Below are 18,910 nucleotides of genomic sequence, written 5' to 3' on the forward strand. Positions count from 1 at the left end.
GGCTTATGTTATGCCGCAAGGCACTCCCGCAGAAACCCAAGAACTTCAGAGGCCGGCACGTCCTTTGCGATAAAGGAACGACCGATCCCTTCGGTGAGGATGAAGGTCAGCGCTCCGCGGCTCACCTTCTTGTCCTGTGCAATATAGTCCAGCAAAACTTCGGCAGGAGGGAGCCCTCCGGGAACCTCCGCGAGACGTGTGGGGAGCCCGACGGTCCTGAGGTGGGCTTCGGCCCGCTCCGCATCGTTGACGGAGCATCGATTGAGACGCACCGAAAAATAGTGTGCCAGAGCGACCCCGATCGCTACGCCCTCACCGTGGACCAGCCGGGAGCTGTCATAGCCTGTCGCGCCTTCGAGTGCATGGCCGAATGTATGGCCAAGATTGAGAAGCGCCCGATCACCCTCTTCCTGCTCGTCGCGACCGACAACGTCGGCCTTGCATCGACATGAAATGGCAATGGCCTCGCCGCGCTCGGGGCCGCCCTCGAAAATACTCCGCCAGTTCTTCTCCAGCCAGAAAAAGAAATCGGGCCGGTCGATCAGACCATATTTGGCGACCTCGGCATAACCGGCACGGAACTCACGATCTGAAAGCGTATCCAGCACCGCCGTGTCCGAAAGCACCAGTTCCGGTTGATGGAAAACGCCGATCAGGTTTTTGCCGTGCCGGGAATTGATGCCGGTCTTGCCGCCGACGGAACTGTCTACCTGCGCAAGCAGCGTTGTCGGGATCTGAATGAACCTCATGCCCCGCCGGACGATACCCGCCACGAAACCGGACAGATCTCCGATCACCCCGCCGCCAAGAGCAATGACCGCATCGCCACGCTCCATGCGGGTTCCGAGTACGAAATCGACCGCCTCGAGCAGGTATTCGGCGCTCTTGGTTTTTTCGCCGGCGGGCAGACGCTTAATTTCGAACGCAATACCGGATTGCTCAAGACTGGCGGTGAGCGTCTCCAGATGGAGTGAGGCAACCGTCTCGTCGGTGAGGATCGCGCAACGCGCGCCCGGTAAACGCTCTGCGATGCGTGGGCCTGCATCCTGGAGGAGACCGGACCCGATCAGGATCTCGTACGATTTAGCGCCCAGAGAGACCTCAACCCGTCTCAACCCATCCTCGGCCACGATCATGCGTTCTGTTTCTCCGCTGCAACGAAATGGTCGGCCATCGCCTCGATCATCTTGCCGGCCATGGCGTCTCGTGAAAGCTCCTCGCTCTTCACGCGAAGATCGGCCTTGCCGTAAACGGGGTAACGCTGCTCCATCAAACGCGCCAGCGTTCCCTTCGGATCGCGATTTTGCAGAAGCGGACGGCCCGGTTTGCGGCTCACACGCGAAAAGAGAAGATCGAGATCTGCGTCGATCCAGAGCGAGAACCCATGCGCCGCGATTGCCTCGCGGGTTTCTGCGCTCATGAACGCACCGCCGCCCAGTGAAATCACTCTTTGGCGTTCGCCCAGCAAGCGGGCGATGACACGTCGCTCCAGATCCCTGAATTCGCCCTCGCCATAGTTCTCGAACAGTTCGGGGATCGTCATCGTGCTGGCCGCTTCGATCTCGTCGTCGCTGTCGATAAACGGAAGGCCGAGCCGGCTTGCGATGACCCTGCCCATCGCGGTCTTGCCGGCGCCCATCAATCCCACCAATACGACATGGCGCCCATCAAGCCCTTGCAGGATGAGCTGGCGCGTGGATTCCGCCTGCGCCGCAGGCGACATCTCGTCGGATTGGTGTTCCATCGTCATGTCTGCCTTGCACATGAAAAGCTGCAGGGCGTCAAGCGCTCCGGCTTGCACAGCCGGCAGCGGACGCGCATAAGGGGCCGATCCTTCGGTATGACACGGAAAGATGGGGTCATGCCCACCCTCACCCGCTTCATTACAATCATCCTGATCGTTGCGGCCGCGATCTATGCGGGGGCCTTCGCTCTGGCGAACTTCGTTCGGCCGACCCAGGTGGAGAAGCGGATCGAACTGCCGATTCAGGACCTTATGGAGCGCGCTGAACAGCGCCAACTGGCCAATCGTCCCCGCACACCCCTGCCGGAGAGGAACGCGGAGCCAGACGCCGCCGAACAAGACGAGACACAATGAGGTCCGACGGCTATCTGATCGAAAGCTTTCTGGAGATGCTGTCGGCGGAACGGGGGGCCGCAGCCAACACACTCGCCGCTTACGAACGCGATTTGCGCGATGTGTCCGAACAGTGTGACGGACCTCTCGCCAATGCTGATGAAGAGGCTCTGCGGCGCTATATCGGCCGCCTTCCCTCGCGAGGATATGCCGCCTCCTCTCAGGCGCGACGCCTTGCGGCGCTGCGACAATTCTTTCAGTTTCTTTATGCCGAAGGGCTGCGGCAGGACGATCCGTCCGCAACACTCGAAAATCCACGAAAACCGGCCCCTCTCCCCAAGGTGTTGAGTGAAGAGAATGTCACCCGGCTGCTTGATCTCGCCGAAGACGAAGCAGCGATGGCAGGCGAAAAACTCGCCCCCATTCGCATGGCGGCACTGCTGGAAGTCCTTTACGCGACCGGCCTGCGCGTATCCGAATTGGTCTCGCTGCCTGTTTCGGTGGCGCGCCGCGATGCCCGCTATTTCGTCGTGACCGGAAAGGGAGATAAGGAACGGCTCGTTCCCCTCTCCCCGCCAGCCCGTGCGGCCATGGACCGTTGGCTGAAACGGCGCGACCGGGCACCGGTCTATGCGCAGAGCCCCTATCTCTTCCCCTCCCGCGAAGCTGCCGCCGGCTATCTTCCGCGCCAGGTCTTCGCTCGCGATCTGAAGGCGCTGGCGGCGCGTGCCGGACTCGACCCGAAGGCGGTCTCACCCCATATCCTGCGCCATGCTTTTGCCTCTCATCTTTTGCAAAATGGGGCCGATTTGCGATCCGTTCAGCAATTGCTCGGCCATGCGGATATTTCCACAACGCAGATTTATACCCATGTTCTGGAAGAAAGGCTGGTCGAACTGGTGCAGGAGCATCACCCGCTTGCGAGGCCAAAGCCAAGCCGGTAAGGAATTGCGGATTTTCCGTGATCGGCAGTTTCCGCCGGTAACGACATTTATCGAGCGGCAGTGATCGTGAGACACGGTCTGTCGCGTGATCCGAAGGACGCGCATGTACAATTATCTCGATTTCGAGAAACCGGTCGCCGAACTCGAAACCCGGATCATGGAACTCAAAACGACGATGGAGGAGAGCAACTCCGTCGACGTCAAGGAAGAGATCGCCGGGCTGGAGAGCCGTGCCCGCGACGCATTGCGTGATCTCTACAAGTCGCTGACCCCATGGCAGAAGGCGCAGGTTGCCCGCCATCCGGACCGTCCCCACTGCGTCGACTTCGTCAAGAAACTGATCGACGATTTCACGCCGCTTTCCGGCGACCGGAAGTTCGCCGAGGACGAAGCCGTCATTTCCGGCTTCGGACGGTTCCGCGGCCAGAGTGTCTGTGTGCTTGGACAGGAAAAGGGCAACGATACCGAAAGCCGCCTGAAGCGGAATTTCGGCATGGCGCGGCCGGAAGGCTATCGCAAGGCGGTCCGCCTGATGGAACTGGCCGAACGGTTCGAGATTCCGGTGATCACCTTCGTTGATACGACCGGTGCCTATCCGGGCCGCGGCGCGGAAGAACGCGGACAGGCCGAAGCCATCGCCCGTTCCACCCAAGCCTGTCTCAACCTGCCGACACCGCTCGTCTCCGTCGTGATCGGAGAAGGCGGCTCGGGCGGCGCGATCGCGCTGGCGACAGCCAATCGTGTCTATATGCTAGAACACGCCATCTATTCCGTCATCTCGCCGGAAGGCGCGGCCTCGATCCTCTGGCATGACAGTGCACGCGCCAAGGATGCGGCTACTGGCATGAAGATCACGGCGCAGGACCTCGTTGAACTGAAAGTCATCGACGGCATCGTTCCTGAGCCGGTGGGCGGGGCCCACCGCAATCCAGATCAGACGATCGCCCGGGCCGGTGACCAGATCGATGCCGCCTTGCGGGATCTTTCGGGTAAAGGACGCGATCTGCGGCAGGAGCGGCGCGAGAAGTTCCTTGCCATAGGTCGGAACATCTGAGGCGCGCTCCCACCCCAAGGGAAGGTCACAAAAACGCCGAACCTTTCGGGCAGGGATGGCGACGCTTCGGAAGGCATTCGTTAAATCCGGTCTTAACCCTGCCGCAAGGCAGCGATGATAACCTTTCCTTCAGAAGCTGCGGCAATGCCGCATTTTGGGGATTATGGGGTATCGCACCAATGCTTTCGAAAGCCGTGTTTCGCGCGTTCGCCATTCTGCTTTTGGTTGCCGCGTCCCTTGGACTGACCGCCTGCACCGACACGCTCGACAAGGTTGCGAAGGCGGAAAAACCGCTTCCGCCCAAACTCGTCCGCAAGATAAAGGCGATGGGTATGAGCGAGACCTCGCCCATCCTCGTTCGGCTCTACAAGGAAGAGAGTACGCTGGAGATCTGGAAGCAGAAGACCAACGGCCGCTTCGCCTTCGTCAAAAGCTACCCGATCTGCAAATATTCCGGCAAGCTCGGCCCGAAATTTGTCGAAGGCGACCGCCAGGCCCCCGAGGGCTTCTATACGGTCCGCCCGCACCAGATGAACCCGAACAGCCAATATTATCTTGCTTTCAATATCGGCTATCCTAACGAGTTCGACCGCGCTCACGGCCGCACGGGCCAGCACCTTATGGTGCATGGCGACTGCTCCTCGTCGGGCTGCTACGCCATGACCGATGAATATGTCGGCGAAATCTATGCCTTTGCACGCGATGCCTTCCGTGGCGGTCAGCGCGAATTTCAGATTCAGGCTTTCCCCTTCAAGATGACCGAAGCCAACATGGCGCGCTATGCCGGCGACCCGAATCTGGATTTCTGGCGCCAGTTGAAGGAGGGTTCGGACTTCTTCGAACTGACCGGCCAGCCGCCTGCCATAGGGGTCTGTGACGGTCGTTACGTCTTTGGTCGCCAGCGCGACGGTATTTCTTCGCAAGGTGGAGGCTGCCCCACGATGGATCAGCCCGCGACCCTCTCGCTCGCTTTTGCCAAGCAGACGGTCGACAATATGGGCGCCTTCACCAAGGCGCTCGATCATGCCGCAAGCGGAAAGACCGCGCCGCCGAAACCTTCGGTCAACGGCATCGAGGAAGCTCGCCTCGTCTCCGAATGGATGAAGAAGCGTGTTCGCGGCGAGAAGGTCTCGCGTCTGCCGCCCTCTCTGGACGATTCGAGTCGTGCACTGACCCCGGAAAAAGCCGCGGAAGAGAAGCGGCGGGCCGAGGCCGCCCGCTCCCGTGCGGCGGCCCTGATCGCTGCGGCGAAAGCCGGCGCATCGCAGCGCTCGACCGCCGATGCAGAGGCCGATCTATCCACCGCATCGGTTCCGGCAGCCGGCCGCGAGCCCATTGAGCAGCGGTTTGGTCACTGAAACCGCCGCACGCGTGACGCGCGAGACGGAGCTGGTCTACGATTTGCGTGGCCTGTCGTGTCCGATGCCGGTTCTGAAGACACGGCGGCGGCTGCGTGACGTGCCACGCGGCCATCGCCTGACCATACTGACGTCCGATCCACTGGCCGTCATCGACATCCCGGCTTTTTGCCGCGAAGACGGCCATGAGCTGATCGCAGCCGAACCAGTCGATAGCGGCCACCGATTTATTGTCGAACGCGGACGTGAAGCCTCAGAAGGATGAGAATCCGGGAACGGCCAACGGGTTGTCGGTCAAGGCGGCCGCGTCGGGCCGATCGGCCGCGATCTCTCCGGTAAAAGCGCCGAACAGGTTCTCGATTTCACCGGCCCGATGGCCCTGTGTGATAACGACGAGCGCCGTTTGCGGGCCGATCCCCGCAGGCCATTTGGCAAGATATTCGCCAGAATGAACCATGCCCTGAACGGCCTGAACGATGAGAGGCCGGTCTTCATTGGTCAGGTGCGCCAATCCCTTCACGCGAAGCAGGCGGTCTCCCAGTGTGCCGACGAGCACCTCCAGAAAGCCTTGCAGGGCCATGGGTGCCAGCGGCCTCTCCGTCTGAAGCACCGTCGTGGCATAGGTGTCTCGATGACGATGAAGCGAATGACAGTTCACATGGTGATGATGATCGTGGCCTGCTTCACCCGAGACCGATGCCACCACATCCAGGCGAAGATGCTCCGAATGATGCGCGACGGCCATGACACTCGACAGGACATCCGCGTCGGCAGACTGACGAGCGGCCTGCGGAGCGAGGTGCTTCAGCACGGCCTCCAGATCGTTGCCAATCATGCCGCCGGCCAGTTCACTTTTCGAGAGCAGAAGGCAGTCGGCAACGGCAACCTGCCGCCGCGCTTCCTCAAATTCGGCGAGAGTCCGTTCGCCATGCGCCAGGTCGACGACCGTCAGCACAGCCTCCAGCCGCCCCAGCGACGAAAGGCCTATTTCACCGAGGATAGGCAAAGGGTCAGCCATGCCGGATGTCTCGACTACCACGCGCGTGAGCGGTCGGCCCCGCACCTTTGCAGCCTCGATCAGATCAGCCAGCGTCTGCTCCAGAGCGCCGCCACCCGCACAGCACAGGCAGCCACCCGCCATTTCGAGAACGGCGCCGCCGGCTGCCGTCTCGACAAGCGATCCATCCAGAGAAACATCGCCGAATTCATTGACGATCACACCTGATCCACTGAACGCCGGGTCGGCCAGAAGCCGATTGAGAAACGTGGTTTTGCCTGCGCCGAGAAAACCCGTCAGGAGAATAACCGGCAGCTTTTCGGGGGCCTCTTCCTTCACTGCACCGCGTCCGGTCGGCTTTGCGGCAGCGGCATCCCCGCAGGCGGTGTCGGGAGCGCAGGGTCCTCGTCACCTTCGGTTTCGGCCGCTTCATCGGCTTCCGGCCCATCATTCATCGCCGCACTCGCCGCAGACGTTTCAGGCGAAGAGAGAGCGGTGTCCTCCGGATCGTCCGCGGTGTTTTCGCTATCGTCTTTCTCGCTTGCGGCCGTTTCCAGCGCCAGGTCACGAAGAGCGGTAGGGCGCGGCTGCGCAACGGGTATATCGACCAGCCCCGTATTTCGCGCGGGCGGTCCATCGGCTCCGCCGAGTGAGACGGCAACAGTCACCGGATCGCGCCGCATCGGCTCGATATTGGAAGATCGGTAGATGAACTTGCCGTCGACGTCGCGGCCGTCATAGCGATCAAGCTGCGCCCGGCCGGTACAGATATCGTTGCTAATATCGGCAACGTCCGTCCCGTCATCGCCGCCCCGCGGAAGGGTCTGAACCGTATCCTGGACGGTGGCCGGATCTGTCTGAAAACCCGCGGCCAGAAGATCGGCAGCCTTCTCGGCCCGGACCTGCTGATCGAGAGCGCCAAGCACCACGGCGACAATCGTCCGGCCTTCCCGCGTTGCCGATGCCACAAGGTTGAAGCCGGAGGCGCAGATATAGCCTGTTTTCATGCCGTCGGCTCCGGCCATCCGCCCGATCAGGATGTTGGTATTGCGAACCGGCGCGCCCCTGCCCGGCAGTTTCAGTGCCTCGATGGAGAAGATTCCGGCATATTGCGGAAATTCCCGCCGGACATGAGCCGCGAGCAGACCGAAGTCACGGGCCGTCGTGTACTGGCCTTTCTCCGGCAAGCCGTGCGGATTGACGAAGTGCGTATCGGTCATCCCGAGTTCGGCGGCGCGCTCATTCATCATCGCCATGAATTTGTCGCGGGTGCCACCGACCGCCTCACCGATCGCCATGGCGATGTCGTTGGCGCTTTTGACCAGCATGATCTTCAGCGCATTTTCAAGGGTCAGTTCCGTACCGACGGGATAGCCCATCTTGCTCGGTGGTTCCGCCGCAGCGCGCTTGGTGATCCGCACGGGAGAACGCATGGAAAGTTCGCCCGATCGCACGGCCTCGAAGGCCATATAGGCTGTCATGATCTTTGTGATGGACGCGGGATACCAGCGCTGAAAGGCCTCCTCATGGGCCAGCACCTTGCCGGTCTCCACATCGACGACGATGGAGGGGTTGGCATCGGCACTGGTGGCGGAAAGGCAAAGTAAGAGCAGACCGGCGATATAAGAACGTTGGCGCATCAGTAATCCTGAACGGCTTCGGGGGCGGAGAAATCCCGACATGACGCTTGTCGGAGAGTTGCGGCGTCAATACGACATGGGCAGCCTAACGGGCAAATATTGCCATTGCCCTTCGCCGGTCCAGTCCATCCGATACGCGCCCGCGATTGCAGGCTTGGAAAACCCCTGGCGATTCTGCTAAGCGGAATGCGCGTGGTCCCGTAGCTCAGCAGGATAGAGCATCAGATTCCTAATCTGAGGGTCACAGGTTCGAATCCTGTCGGGATCACCAATCGTTTCGAATACTTTATTTGTAATACGCCAACTTTCGTGCGGCACCATGCTGCAGTGACATCCGTTGAGATACGACGAGATGCAGCTATGCTCGGCTGCTCCACGCAACGTATAATTCCTGACACCCAACAAAGTTGGATGGCTTAGCAACAAACCCTTTTTATGAGCGTTATATGTTCATACATTGTCAGTACGTCGATGCCATGCTAAGGCCCGCCGACGAATGGCTACCGATGCCATGGAAGGATCACGCTATGACCGCTGCAAGAAAAAACGAAACGTTCACTGCTCGTATTGCGCCCGCCGATCTCGATCTGATCAAACGCGCTGCTGAAGCATGCGGTAAAAGCCTGTCCAATTTTGTGATTGAGGCCGCGATGTTCAGCGCTCAGAAATCCCTGATGGATCAAAGGTTCATGCATTTGGACGCAAAGCTTTTTGATTCTGTTCTAGAGACCGTTTCTCAGCCTCCGAAAGTGCATAAGGAGCTTGCCGCCCTCTTTAAGGAAGAAAGCCAATGGGCGACTTCCGAAACCTAGGTCTATTTGCTCCAGAGCCTTTAACCGAACAACACGACCATACGGGCTTCTCAAGCGGGAAGCCCGCAATGGACTCTTGGCTTCATGAACTGGCCTTTCATAATCAATCCGAAAATTTCAGTCGCACCTTTGTGATCCGCGACAAGAATATGAAGGTGCGAGGGTTCTACGCATTGTGCTCAGGCATGATCCTTCGAAAGGAAGCCCCTAAAAAAATTGCCCCTCATGGCTCTCCGACTGAGATCCCAATCGCTCTGCTCGCCAGATTCGCTATCGCAGAAGATCTACAGCGCCAAGGTGTTGGAAAGGCGCTGCTCTCAAACGCTCTAAGAACGGCAGCGTCAGCGTCCCAAGCAGTAGCGTTCCGCGCTATCGTGGTGGATGCTATCGACGACGAAGCGGCAGCTTTCTACAAACGGTTTGGATTTGTAGAGACAAAGGTTAGTCCGAGGAAGCTTTTGATTACGACCCAAAACGTTATCGCATCCCTCAATTCCGCGATTGGGAGCTAGGCACACTGCCATCTCGTCCTTCTCGCAGCATTCAACACGTGACCGATAAGACCAAGCGAAGGTGAAGGGCGTGGCCGCCCCCCACCTTTTCTCTTGCGCTTTACTGCGCGGCCTCGGTCGCCTCGCCGTCCGAAGGCGTTTCGCTCATGCCACTCTCCTCGGTCGGGGCGGCCTCGGCCCCTTCCTGCTCATCCGCGGCATCATTGGATTGCGCCTTCTGCTCCTCGGTATATTTGGCGATCAAGGCTTCCGCTTCATCGATGAGGGCCTGCCCGTCAATGCCCTTGGCTTCCATATCGGCCGCCCAGCGATCATAGACGGGCTGCGCTGCCTCGCGCCATTTCTGCGTTTCTTCCGGGCTGATCGTGATGATATTGTTGCCCATCTCGATAGCCTTCTCGCGCGCTGGTGCGTCGTAAGAGGCCTGGATCCGCCCCGCCATCGCCGAGAACTCCATGCCGGAATTATCGTCAATCGCCTTCTTCACATCGTCGGGCAGGCTTTCATACTTGGCCTTGTTCATCGCCAGCGTAAAGGTGACGGTATAGAACGCATTGCCCTCGGCAAACTCGGTGTGGTTCTTCACCAGCTCCGGGATTTTAAGCGCCGTCGTCACTTCCCATGGCACAACCGCGCCGTCGATCACGCCCTTGGACAAGGCCTCCGGAATGGCCGTGATCGGCATGCCGATCGGTGCCGCATTGAGTTCCTCCAGCAAAAAGCCGATCATCCGGCTTGGCGTGCGGAACTTCACATTGGCCATGTCGTCCATCGTCTCGATGGGTCTGTTGGAATGAAGAACGCCGGGGCCGTGAACCCACGCGCCGAGAACATGAAGGTTCTCGTAATCCGTATCCTTCATCTCTTTATCGAAGAGTTCCCAATAGGCACGGGACGTGGCTTCGGCATTCGTCATCATGAAGGGCAGTTCGAAGACCTCCGGACGCGGAAAGCGACCGGGCGTGAACCCGTTGACCGTCCATGCAATATCGACCGCGCCGTCGATGACCTGATCGATCAGTTCCGGCGGCTTGCCTCCCAATTGCATGGCCGGGAAATGCTCAATCTTGAGTTTGCCGCCAGCGGCCTCCTCAACCTTCTTGATCCATGGATCGATGACGAATTGCGGGACATTGGCCTGTGGCGGCAGGAACTGGTGCAGGCGCAGGGTGATGTCCTGAGCCCACGACGCGCTGCCGCTCGCAAGAACGGCACCGAGCCCTGCAGCGCCAGCCAGAAGCATGCGACGCGTATATTTCATGATTTTCTCCTCCTCTCCATGCCGACGGGGCATGGCTTGATGCATCATTCGACAAGAATGTTGCAGATGCAACTGTTCCCCGTCAAAATCGCGGAAATTGTGGTCAGCAGCGATAAAGGGACAAGCCAGCGAAGGGAGCGATGGCAACAAGGCAGGGAAGACGACAGAGGAGATCGACCAGCAATCCTGGCGAACAGGTTTGGCCCACCCGGCAAAAACCGGTTGCGAAAACCTGCTGGCTCTGCCGCCGGACGTTGGGTCCGCGCGTTCAATGGCACCATCCCGTTCCAAAAAGCCGCGGCGGCCGCGAGACCGTTCCGGTCCATCCCATCTGCCACGCCATGCTGCACAAGTCCTTTTCCAATACGGAACTGGAGCGTTTCGGAGATGATACCGAGGCGCTGCGGGCGCACCCCGCGCTTTCGGGTTTTCTCAGATGGCTTGCCGACAAGCCGCCTGGGTTCCATGCACCGACACGCCGCAGAAAGATCTAGAGCGATGACGTTTGCAGCGCGCTGTCGCAAAGGCGTGCTTTTCTCGGGGCCTCTCTATGATATGAAACAGCTGATCAGGGAGGATCCGTGTTTCTCGGCATCGACATAGGAACGTCGGCGGTCAAGGCGGTCATCGCCCCTGCCCGGGGTAAGGTCATCGCAAGCGCCGACGCGCCACTTTCGATCGATAGTCCGTACGCACTCTGGCGCGAGCAGAACCCCGAAGATTGGTGGACGGCCACACAGAAAGCCTGCGCGCGTTTGAAGGCACGCGCCCCGCAGGAATGGTCATCCATCCGGGCCATAGGATTGTCGGGGCAGATGCACGGCGCGGTCGTCCTGGGTCAGGATTATAGGCCGCTTCGTCCCGCTATTCTGTGGAATGACGGCCGGGCGACCAAAGAGTGCCGGATCATCGAGGAAGAGGTTGCAAACCTCGCACAAATCGCAGGCGTTCGCGCTCTCCCTGGCCTGACGGCTCCAAAAATCCTCTGGCTGAAGAGGGAGGAACCGTCACTATACGCCGCCATCGCTCGCATCCTTCTTCCGAAAGACTTCGTACGGCTCCAGATGACGGGGGAATTTGCGACGGATATGGCAGACGCCGCCGGCACGCTCTGGCTCGACGAGGGAAAACGTCAGTGGTCGGAAGCGATCTGCGCCGCGAGTGCCACTGATAGCGGCTGGCTGCCTGGCTTGCATGAAGGGTCGGAACAGACCGGTCAGCTCAGCCGCCAGGCCGCCGAGGCGCTCGGTCTGCGAACGGGTATTCCGGTCGCTGCCGGTGGCGGCGATACCTCAGCCGGTGCGGTCGGCATCGGCGCCGTTTCCGACGGCGATACGTTTCTGTCGCTCGGCACATCGGGCCAGTTTTACATTAGTGACGAGACCTATCGCCCGTCGCCCAAAAGCTACGTCCACGCCTTCGCCCATGCCGTTCCGGGTCGGTGGTGCAGAATGGGTGCCATGCTGAATGGTGCCTCGCCACTCGCCTGGTTCGCGTCCGTCTCGGGTGCCGACATACCGGCGCTGATCGCCGAAGCGATGGCGGCGCGTCTCGATCGTGTCCCCCTTTTTCTCCCTTATCTTGCCGGGGAACGAAGCCCCCATAACGACCCCTATATCCGGGGCGGGTTCATGGGGCTCGAGACGACGACCACACGTGGCGAGATGGCGCGCGCTGTCATCGACGCGATCGCGTACAGTTTCTGCGATGCGCGAGACATTGTAGCTGCAGCCGGCGGAACCGCCGATCGCGCCATGGCAATCGGAGGCGGGATGCGCAGCGACCTCGTCGTCCAGACCCTGTCCGATGCGCTCGGCATGACATTGACCCGCAATATCGGTGCCCATACCGGCCCGGCCTACGGCGCAGCCAGACTGGCGGCGGTGATGGAGGGCGCTTTGTCGCTCGACGACCTCACCGAAAAGCCGCCCGTCGAGACCGTATTCGAACCCGATGAGGCGGAAACCGGCCGCCATGCCCAGCGTCTACAGACTTATCGCCGCCTCTATCAGGCTCTGGCGCCCCTCGCCCGAACCGCCTGATCGCCTTCTCCCCGCTTCTCACGATGCTCCGACGCCTTAGATGGCGCGGAAACAACAAGGAGAGCGAGATGAGCGAACACCCGCAGATGCAAGACATAGCCATCGGTATCGAGGCCGACGGCATACGCGAGGAATTCGACAGTCTCGGCAAGGTTGAAGTGCCGGCCGACCGATACTGGGGCGCTCAGACACAGCGCTCGCTGCATCATTTCTCGATCGGCCGCGATCACATGGCGCCGGAAATCCATCACGCCTATGGCATTGTCAAAAAGGCCTGCGCCATCGTCAACCGCGAAGCCGGCCGTCTGGAAGACTGGAAGGCCGAAGCGATCATTCGGGCGGCTGGTGAAGTCACCGAGGGCAAGCTGGACGATCATTTCCCGCTCTTCGTCTGGCAGACCGGATCGGGCACCCAGACCAATATGAACGTCAACGAGGTGATCGCGAACCGTGCCATCCAACTGCTTGGCGGCGAGCTCGGAAGTCAAAGCCCCGTTGGCCCGAATGACGACGTGAATATGGGTCAGTCCTCCAACGACACCTTTCCGACAGCCATGCACATCGCAGCCAAGATCGCCATCGACGATGATCTCCTCCCGGCATTGCGGGAACTCACTTCCGCCATAGAGACGAAGGCGGATAGCTGGATGGACGTCGTCAAGACGGGCCGGACGCATTTGCAGGATGCGGTGCCCGTGACGGTGGGACAGGAGTGGCATGGCTGGGCCGGCCAATTGCGCGATGCGATCGAAACGCTCTCTGACAGCAGCGAGAAACTGCTCGAGCTGGCGCTCGGTGGCACGGCAGTCGGCACCGGGCTCAATGCACCGGAAGGCTTTTCGAAGGAGACCGCTGCGCAGATCGCCGAACTGACCGGAAAGCCCTTTATCACCGCGCCAAACAAATTCGCTGCCCAGGGCGGCCTCGACGCGATGGTCAAGGCAAGCGGCGGATTGCGGGCGGTTGCCGTGGTCCTGATGAAGCTGGCCGACGATGTCCGGTGGCTGGCGTCCGGCCCGCGTCTCGGCCTTGGCGAATTGCAGATCCCGCCAAACGAGCCCGGCTCTTCCATCATGCCGGGCAAGGTCAACCCCACCCAGAGCGAAGCGCTGATGATGATCGCCATTCAGGTTATGGCGAACGATCAGGCTGTTGCGATGGGCGGATCGCGCGGCAATCTCCAGCTGAACGTGATGCGCCCGGTCGTGATCGACAATGTGTTGCGGTCGACCCGCATTCTGGCGGATGGAGCGACCAATTTCTGCAAATTCTGCATCGAAGGCACCGAACTGAACCGCAAGCGCATCGACGGCGACGTTGAACGTTCCCTGATGCTCGTGACGGCCCTGGCGCCGGAGATCGGTTACAATGCCGCCGCCGAGATCGCCAAGGACGCGGCCAAAACGGGCGATACGCTGCGCGAGGCAGCGCTACGCAGTGGCAAGGTGACGGAAGACGAATATGATCGCATCATACGGCCTGAGACGATGACAGGCGAAGGTCTGGCGGGAGCTTGAGGCACCGGCTCCCGCCTACACCTTTTTCTTGGCTCGGCCATACAGTTCGAGGCGATGGAAGACGATATCGTAGCCGAGTTCCTCGGCGATCTCTTCCTGCAATTTCTCGATCCGCCTCGACGTGAACTCGATGACATCACCGGTATCGAGATCGATCAGGTGATCGTGATGCGGCTTGTTGGCCAGTTCGAAACGCGCACCGGCCCCTTCGAAGTCATTGCGCAGGACTGTCCCGCTCTCCACCAAGACGGAAAGTGTGCGATAGACGGTCGCAAGCGAAACGGATGGGTCGCGCTCGCGCGAACGCGCCAGCAGCTCTTCCGCGGTTGGATGATCCGTCGAACCGGCGAGAGCAGCCAGGATCGCCATGCGCTGCCGCGTGATGCGAACCCCTTCGGCGCGCAGTTCGCTTTCAAGTTCGTCGAGGATTTCTGCTTCGGCGGTCGTCATGCTTCGCTGCTAGCACGCCACCAGGACCGTTTCAATTTTAAATGCAAATCACTCGCAGAAAGGTTGACTAGTTGCGAATTATTTTCATATTCATTTGCAGATGATGCATCGACCGGAGTGATCATGGCCCTGCCCCTCAGAGCTTCTGCATTGGCAGCGGCTCTTCTTTTTCTGTCTGCCTGCTCCGATAGCGGTCGGGAGGACAGATCGGATGCTCTCGCATCGGAGGGTGAGACGAGACCAACGGTCGTGACGACCTTCAGCATCGTTGCCGATCTGGCGCGCAATGTCGCGGGCGAGGAGGCGGAGATCATCTCCATCGTCCCCATAGGAGCCGACGTGCATACCTTTCAGCCCACGCCGCCGGCGATCGCGTCGATCCAGTCGGCCGATCTGGTTCTGTGGAATGGCCTCAATCTGGAAATCTGGTTCGAGCGTTTTCTCGAAGGGCTGGATGCGCCATCCGCTCTGGTCACTGAAGGAATCGAGCCCATTTCGATCGCCGTGGAAGGCGCTGACGTTCCCAATCCTCACGCGTGGATGAGCTTGTCGAATGCCCGGATTTACATTCGAAACATCCGCGACGCGCTGATCGTCATCGATCCGGACAGCGAAGCCGTTTATCGCAGTAATGCTCAATCCTATCTTCAGGAGATCGAAGAGCTTGATGCGCCCCTACGCGAGCGGTTCGCCACCCTCCCCGAAAAACGACGCATACTCGCGACGTCGGAAGGCGCCTTCTCCTATCTCGCCCGCGACTTCGGGTTGCGAGAATTTTATATCTGGCCGATGAATGCCGATGCGCAGGGCACGCCCGGGCAGATGCGGAAAATGATTGCCGACATGCGCCGAAGCGGCGCCCCGGCAGTGTTCTCGGAGAGCACCGTCTCCGACAAGCCGGCAAGGCAGGTCGCGCGCGAGACGGGCGCCGCCTATGGCGGCATTCTTTACGTCGACAGCCTCTCGGAACCCGATGGCCCGGTGCCGACCTATCTCGATCTGATGAAGGTGACGACCGGCACGATCGAAAAGGCACTCACCCAATGACCCCACAGCGAAGCACCGCAATGAGTGAGAACGGCAAGAGCGCAACGCTGCACAAGAGCGACGACGGCTTGGTCATCGACGATATCACCGTCACCTATCGAAACGGTCATACGGCCTTGCGCGATGCAAGCTGCGTCATGCCGCGAGGCACGATCTCGGCTCTTGTCGGCATTAATGGCGCGGGCAAATCGACCCTCTTCAAGGCCATTATGGGGTTCGTACCTCTGGCGAAAGGGTCGGTCAGCGTCTTCGATGGAACGGTCAAGGAGGCCCGGCGTCAGAACCGTATTTCCTATGTCCCCCAGGCCGAAGAGGTCGACTGGACCTTCCCCATTCTCGTGCGCGATGTCGTGATGATGGGTCGCTACGGTTATATGGGCTGGCTCCGCCGTCCCGGACGCGACGATCGGCAGAAAGTTGCCGACGCCCTCGCGCGGGTCGACATGCAGGATTATGCGGACAGGCAAATCGGTGAACTGTCCGGGGGCCAGAAGAAACGGGTCTTTCTTGCGCGGGCTCTGGCGCAGGAAGCGGATCTCGTTCTTCTCGACGAACCTTTCACAGGCGTCGATATCGGCACGGAAGAACGCATTATAGGCCTGCTCCGCGAATTGCGCGAAGAAGGCTGCGTGGTTCTGGTTTCGACGCACGATCTGGGGTCCGTGCCCGAATATTGCGACCGGACCGTCCTCATTCGCGGCACCGTCCTTGCGAGCGGGCCGACGTCGGAGGTCTTCAACCCGACCAATCTGAAGGAGGCCTTCGGCGGATCGCTTCGCCATTTCGTCCTGGCTGGCACCGACCTGCATGAGGACGAAGACGAGCGCCACCTCACCGTCATCACGGATGAAGAGCGGCCCTTCGTTCTCTACGGGGACGAGCGTCAGCCCCACAAAGCCAGCGAGGATGGGATCACGGCCGAGGACAAGGAACGTCCTCCGCAATGAGTATTTTCGATCCCTTCGCTTACGAATACATGCGCAACGCCATCCTTTTGGCGGCGCTGACGGGCGCGGTCTGCGCCTTTCTTTCCGCTTTCGTTATGCTGAAAGGCTGGTCGCTGATCGGAGACGCGCTCTCCCATTCTATCGTCCCCGGTGTGGCAGGCGCCTACATGCTAGGCCTTCCCTTCGCTGCCGGAGCTTTTCTCTCCGGCGGACTGGCCGCAGCCACCATTCTGGCGGTCAGCAGGCGCAGCCGCCTGAAGGAAGATGCCATTATGGGCATCATCTTCACCGCCTTTTTCGGAGCCGGCCTTTTCATGGTCTCGCGCAATCCGGTGGCCGTCGATCTGGAGGCCATCGTTCTGGGCAACATCCTCGCAATCGCGCCTGCCGACGCGCTCCAGCTTCTGATCATTTCCGTCGTCACGATGGCGATTCTGCTCTTGAAGTGGAAAGATCTCGCCGCTGCTTTCTTCGATCCGGACCACGCCCGCAATGTGGGCATCAATCCGGATCGGATGCGTGTTCTGTTTTTTACGCTTCTGGCAGCCTCCACCGTCGCGGCGCTGCAGACGGTGGGCGCCTTCCTGGTCATCGCAATGATCGTGACACCGGGCGCGACCGCCTATCTTCTGACGGATCGTTTCGGCCGCCTCATCGCGCTGGCCGTTCTCATCGGCACCGCGACGTGCTTTTTCGGTGCGTGGGCGAGCTGGTTTCTGAATGGCGCGACAGGTGGCGTGATCGTCGTTCTGCAAACGCTGACCTTCCTCGCCGCCTTCATCTTCGCTCCGAGGCACGGCCTCATCGCGGCGAGGCGCAGGGGTCGTAGCAGAAGGCGGCCGAACCTGCCCGTCACCTCCGAGACCGACGCCAAGCCCGAACAGGCTGTGGAGGCGCGGCCATGATCGATATGTTTCTGACCGGCCTGACGGAACCGTTTTCTTATGCCTTCATGCAGAAGGCGATTTTGACGACGCTTGTGGTCGCGGTTCCGATGGCCCTCCTGTCCTGTATACTGGTTCTGCGCGGCTGGTCGCTCATGGGCGATGCTATCAGCCACGCGGTTCTGCCTGGCGTCGTGCTGGCTTGGCTGGCGGGCCTTCCGCTCGCATTCGGCGCATTCTGTGCGGCAATGGTCACGGCGCTGTCAGCAGGCTATCTGCAGGCCAATTCCCGCATCAAACCGGATACCGCGTTGGGCGTGATCTTCGCCGGCATGTTCGGGCTGGGCGTGGTCCTGTTCGTCGCCTTTCCGTCCGGGCTTCACCTCACCCATATCCTCTTCGGGGACATGCTCGGCATCCGCGCCGCGGACCTTTGGCAGGCGGTCGTCATCGGCGTTCTCGCGACAGCGTTTCTGCTGCTCTTTCGCCGGGATCTGGAGCTTATCACCTTTGACGAGCAGCATGCCCGAGCGATCGGCGTGCCGACACGTCTGATGGATACCGCACTCCTCGCCGCCATCTCCATCCTGGTCGTCGCCGCACTCCAGGCGGTCGGCATCATATTGGCCGTCGCTTTTTTAATTACACCCGGAGCGACAGCCTTTCTTCTGGTCCGCAGCTTTTCGACGATGATGATCCTGAGCGCTGCTATGGCGACGTTCGCAACGCTGGGAGGTATCTGGGCGAGCTATTGGCTTTCCGCCAGTCCCGCCGCCTGCATCGTCCTTGTCATGACGGCGGCCTTTGCCGCAGCTTTCGCGCGTGAAGTGCTGGCTGAAATGACGACGGCGCGGCGCGAAAAAGCACTATCGCGTTAACCAATCTTCCTTTCGACACGAATTTCTGGAACCTTCTGGCGACAGGGACATTCAAATGTCCATAGACGTTCGTTGCGGGTGCGGTATTGAGCCCATTAGTTTCGCTACGGATGCTATGGTATCGGCTGGTATTTGTGCCGGCAGAGGGAAAGGAAATTCCATGTTTAAAAAAACCGCGATTGTTCTCGCATCCGTTGGCGCTCTTGGCCTGGCATCTGGCTGCACCACGACTGAACAGACCACCACGGCAGGCGCTGTCGGTGGCGCAGCTCTCGGCACCGCCATCGGCGGCAATGTCGAAGGCGCGGCACTTGGCGCACTGGCAGGCGGCGCGGCTGGCTTCATTGTCGGCAAGTCGACGGAACGCAACAATTACTGCGTTTATGAAGATTCCCGCGGCCAGCGCTATGAAGCGAAGTGCCCGAACGGATATTGATCCGTCAGGAAATCGAAGTGTTTCAGAAGGCTGCCGGCTTCCGGCGGCCTTCTT

The 18,910-nt window shown here is 60.3% G+C and carries 19 protein-coding genes, 1 tRNA gene and 1 pseudogene; 15 read left to right on the forward strand and 6 right to left on the reverse strand.

Features of this window, described 5'->3' with window-relative positions; all coding sequences use genetic code 11:
- Nucleotides 1–8: 8 nt before the first annotated feature.
- Complete coding sequence (gene aroB, locus D8780_RS10880; RefSeq protein ID WP_121645606.1) at nt 9–1,136, reverse strand: 3-dehydroquinate synthase; 1,128 nt, start codon at nt 1,134–1,136, stop codon at nt 9–11.
- Nucleotides 1,133–1,744 (reverse strand): shikimate kinase, encoded by a 612-nt coding sequence (locus tag D8780_RS10885; protein WP_425373652.1) that lies wholly within the window; start codon nt 1,742–1,744, stop codon nt 1,133–1,135. The genes aroB and D8780_RS10885 overlap by 4 nt, the downstream gene beginning before the upstream one ends.
- A gap of 117 nt (nt 1,745–1,861) precedes the next feature.
- Here D8780_RS10885 and D8780_RS15835 point away from each other — a divergent pair, with 117 nt between their 5' ends.
- The 5 genes from D8780_RS15835 to D8780_RS15925 all read left to right on the forward strand — a co-directional run bounded on the left by D8780_RS15835 (nt 1,862) and on the right by D8780_RS15925 (nt 5,698).
- A complete protein-coding gene (locus D8780_RS15835; RefSeq protein WP_199699594.1) occupies nt 1,862–2,098 on the forward strand; it encodes a hypothetical protein in 237 nt (78 codons plus the stop codon).
- A complete protein-coding gene (locus D8780_RS10895; protein ID WP_121645607.1) occupies nt 2,095–3,021 on the forward strand; it encodes a site-specific tyrosine recombinase XerD in 927 nt (308 codons plus the stop codon). Before D8780_RS15835 ends, D8780_RS10895 begins: the two co-directional genes overlap by 4 nt.
- 103 nt (nt 3,022–3,124) lie before the next feature.
- Nucleotides 3,125–4,075, forward strand: coding sequence for an acetyl-CoA carboxylase carboxyltransferase subunit alpha (locus D8780_RS10900; RefSeq protein WP_121645608.1), 951 nt, complete (start codon nt 3,125–3,127; stop codon nt 4,073–4,075).
- A 179-nt stretch (nt 4,076–4,254) separates the two neighbouring features.
- The gene (locus D8780_RS15685; protein WP_147440308.1) at nt 4,255–5,433 is read left to right on the forward strand and encodes a L,D-transpeptidase family protein; all 1,179 of its coding nucleotides are present in this window, start codon (nt 4,255–4,257) and stop codon (nt 5,431–5,433) included.
- Nucleotides 5,434–5,497: 64 nt separating this feature from the next.
- The gene (locus D8780_RS15925; protein ID WP_245412407.1) at nt 5,498–5,698 is read left to right on the forward strand and encodes a sulfurtransferase TusA family protein; all 201 of its coding nucleotides are present in this window, start codon (nt 5,498–5,500) and stop codon (nt 5,696–5,698) included.
- Here the strand turns inward: D8780_RS15925 and D8780_RS10915 are convergent.
- Together D8780_RS10915 and D8780_RS10920 are read right to left on the reverse strand one after the other, a co-directional pair.
- Entirely contained in the window at nt 5,687–6,769 is a 1,083-nt protein-coding gene (locus tag D8780_RS10915) for a CobW family GTP-binding protein (protein ID WP_121645611.1), read from the reverse strand. The two genes, D8780_RS15925 and D8780_RS10915, sit on opposite strands and share 12 nt — an antisense overlap.
- Nucleotides 6,770–7,008: 239 nt before the next feature.
- A pseudogene (locus D8780_RS10920) lies at nt 7,009–8,070 on the reverse strand (D-alanyl-D-alanine carboxypeptidase family protein); the annotation flags it as partial.
- A gap of 194 nt (nt 8,071–8,264) precedes the next feature.
- On the opposite strand from D8780_RS10920, the gene D8780_RS10925 reads away from it, so the two are divergent.
- From D8780_RS10925 to D8780_RS10935, 3 genes are all read left to right on the forward strand, one after another.
- Nucleotides 8,265–8,341 (forward strand) — tRNA-Arg (locus D8780_RS10925).
- 256 nt (nt 8,342–8,597) lie between these two features.
- Nucleotides 8,598–8,882 (forward strand): type II toxin-antitoxin system TacA family antitoxin, encoded by a 285-nt coding sequence (locus D8780_RS10930; RefSeq protein ID WP_158598490.1) that lies wholly within the window; start codon nt 8,598–8,600, stop codon nt 8,880–8,882.
- Nucleotides 8,861–9,394: a GNAT family N-acetyltransferase gene (locus tag D8780_RS10935; protein ID WP_121645614.1), complete on the forward strand. Its 534-nt coding sequence runs from the start codon at nt 8,861–8,863 to the stop codon at nt 9,392–9,394. The genes D8780_RS10930 and D8780_RS10935 overlap by 22 nt, the downstream gene beginning before the upstream one ends.
- Nucleotides 9,395–9,494: 100 nt before the next feature.
- Here D8780_RS10935 and D8780_RS10940 read toward each other — a convergent pair whose 3' ends face one another.
- Nucleotides 9,495–10,655, reverse strand: a complete 1,161-nt coding sequence (locus D8780_RS10940; RefSeq protein ID WP_199699595.1) for a TRAP transporter substrate-binding protein — start codon at nt 10,653–10,655, stop codon at nt 9,495–9,497.
- 581 nt (nt 10,656–11,236) lie between these two features.
- On the opposite strand from D8780_RS10940, the gene xylB reads away from it, so the two are divergent.
- Nucleotides 11,237–12,697 carry a xylulokinase gene (gene xylB / locus D8780_RS10950; protein WP_121645616.1) on the forward strand — a complete coding sequence of 487 codons (1,461 nt, stop codon included), beginning with the start codon at nt 11,237–11,239 and terminating at the stop codon, nt 12,695–12,697.
- Nucleotides 12,698–12,765: 68 nt separating this feature from the next.
- The gene (gene fumC / locus D8780_RS10955; protein ID WP_121645617.1) at nt 12,766–14,214 is read left to right on the forward strand and encodes a class II fumarate hydratase; all 1,449 of its coding nucleotides are present in this window, start codon (nt 12,766–12,768) and stop codon (nt 14,212–14,214) included.
- A 15-nt stretch (nt 14,215–14,229) separates the two neighbouring features.
- Here the strand turns inward: fumC and D8780_RS10960 are convergent, their stop codons facing one another.
- Nucleotides 14,230–14,664: a Fur family transcriptional regulator gene (locus D8780_RS10960; protein ID WP_121645618.1), complete on the reverse strand. Its 435-nt coding sequence runs from the start codon at nt 14,662–14,664 to the stop codon at nt 14,230–14,232.
- Nucleotides 14,665–14,787: 123 nt separating this feature from the next.
- On the opposite strand from D8780_RS10960, the gene D8780_RS10965 reads away from it, so the two are divergent.
- The 5 genes from D8780_RS10965 to D8780_RS10985 all read left to right on the forward strand — a co-directional run bounded on the left by D8780_RS10965 (nt 14,788) and on the right by D8780_RS10985 (nt 18,856).
- On the forward strand, nt 14,788–15,711 hold the full coding sequence (locus D8780_RS10965) for a metal ABC transporter substrate-binding protein (protein WP_121645619.1): 924 nt from the start codon (nt 14,788–14,790) through the stop codon (nt 15,709–15,711).
- A 20-nt stretch (nt 15,712–15,731) separates the two neighbouring features.
- Nucleotides 15,732–16,658, forward strand: coding sequence for a manganese/iron ABC transporter ATP-binding protein (locus tag D8780_RS10970; RefSeq protein WP_199699645.1), 927 nt, complete (start codon nt 15,732–15,734; stop codon nt 16,656–16,658).
- Nucleotides 16,655–17,563, forward strand: coding sequence for a metal ABC transporter permease (locus D8780_RS10975; protein WP_121645621.1), 909 nt, complete (start codon nt 16,655–16,657; stop codon nt 17,561–17,563). Before D8780_RS10970 ends, D8780_RS10975 begins: the two co-directional genes overlap by 4 nt.
- A gap of 5 nt (nt 17,564–17,568) precedes the next feature.
- A complete protein-coding gene (locus D8780_RS10980) occupies nt 17,569–18,420 on the forward strand; it encodes a metal ABC transporter permease (protein ID WP_121646528.1) in 852 nt (283 codons plus the stop codon).
- 160 nt (nt 18,421–18,580) lie between these two features.
- Nucleotides 18,581–18,856, forward strand: a complete 276-nt coding sequence (locus D8780_RS10985) for a glycine zipper domain-containing protein (RefSeq protein WP_121645622.1) — start codon at nt 18,581–18,583, stop codon at nt 18,854–18,856.
- Nucleotides 18,857–18,910: the final 54 nt, after the last annotated feature.

Origin of the sequence: Notoacmeibacter ruber (assembly GCF_003668555.1) — a bacterium.
Classification (GTDB): Bacteria; Pseudomonadota; Alphaproteobacteria; order Rhizobiales; family Rhizobiaceae; genus Notoacmeibacter; species Notoacmeibacter ruber.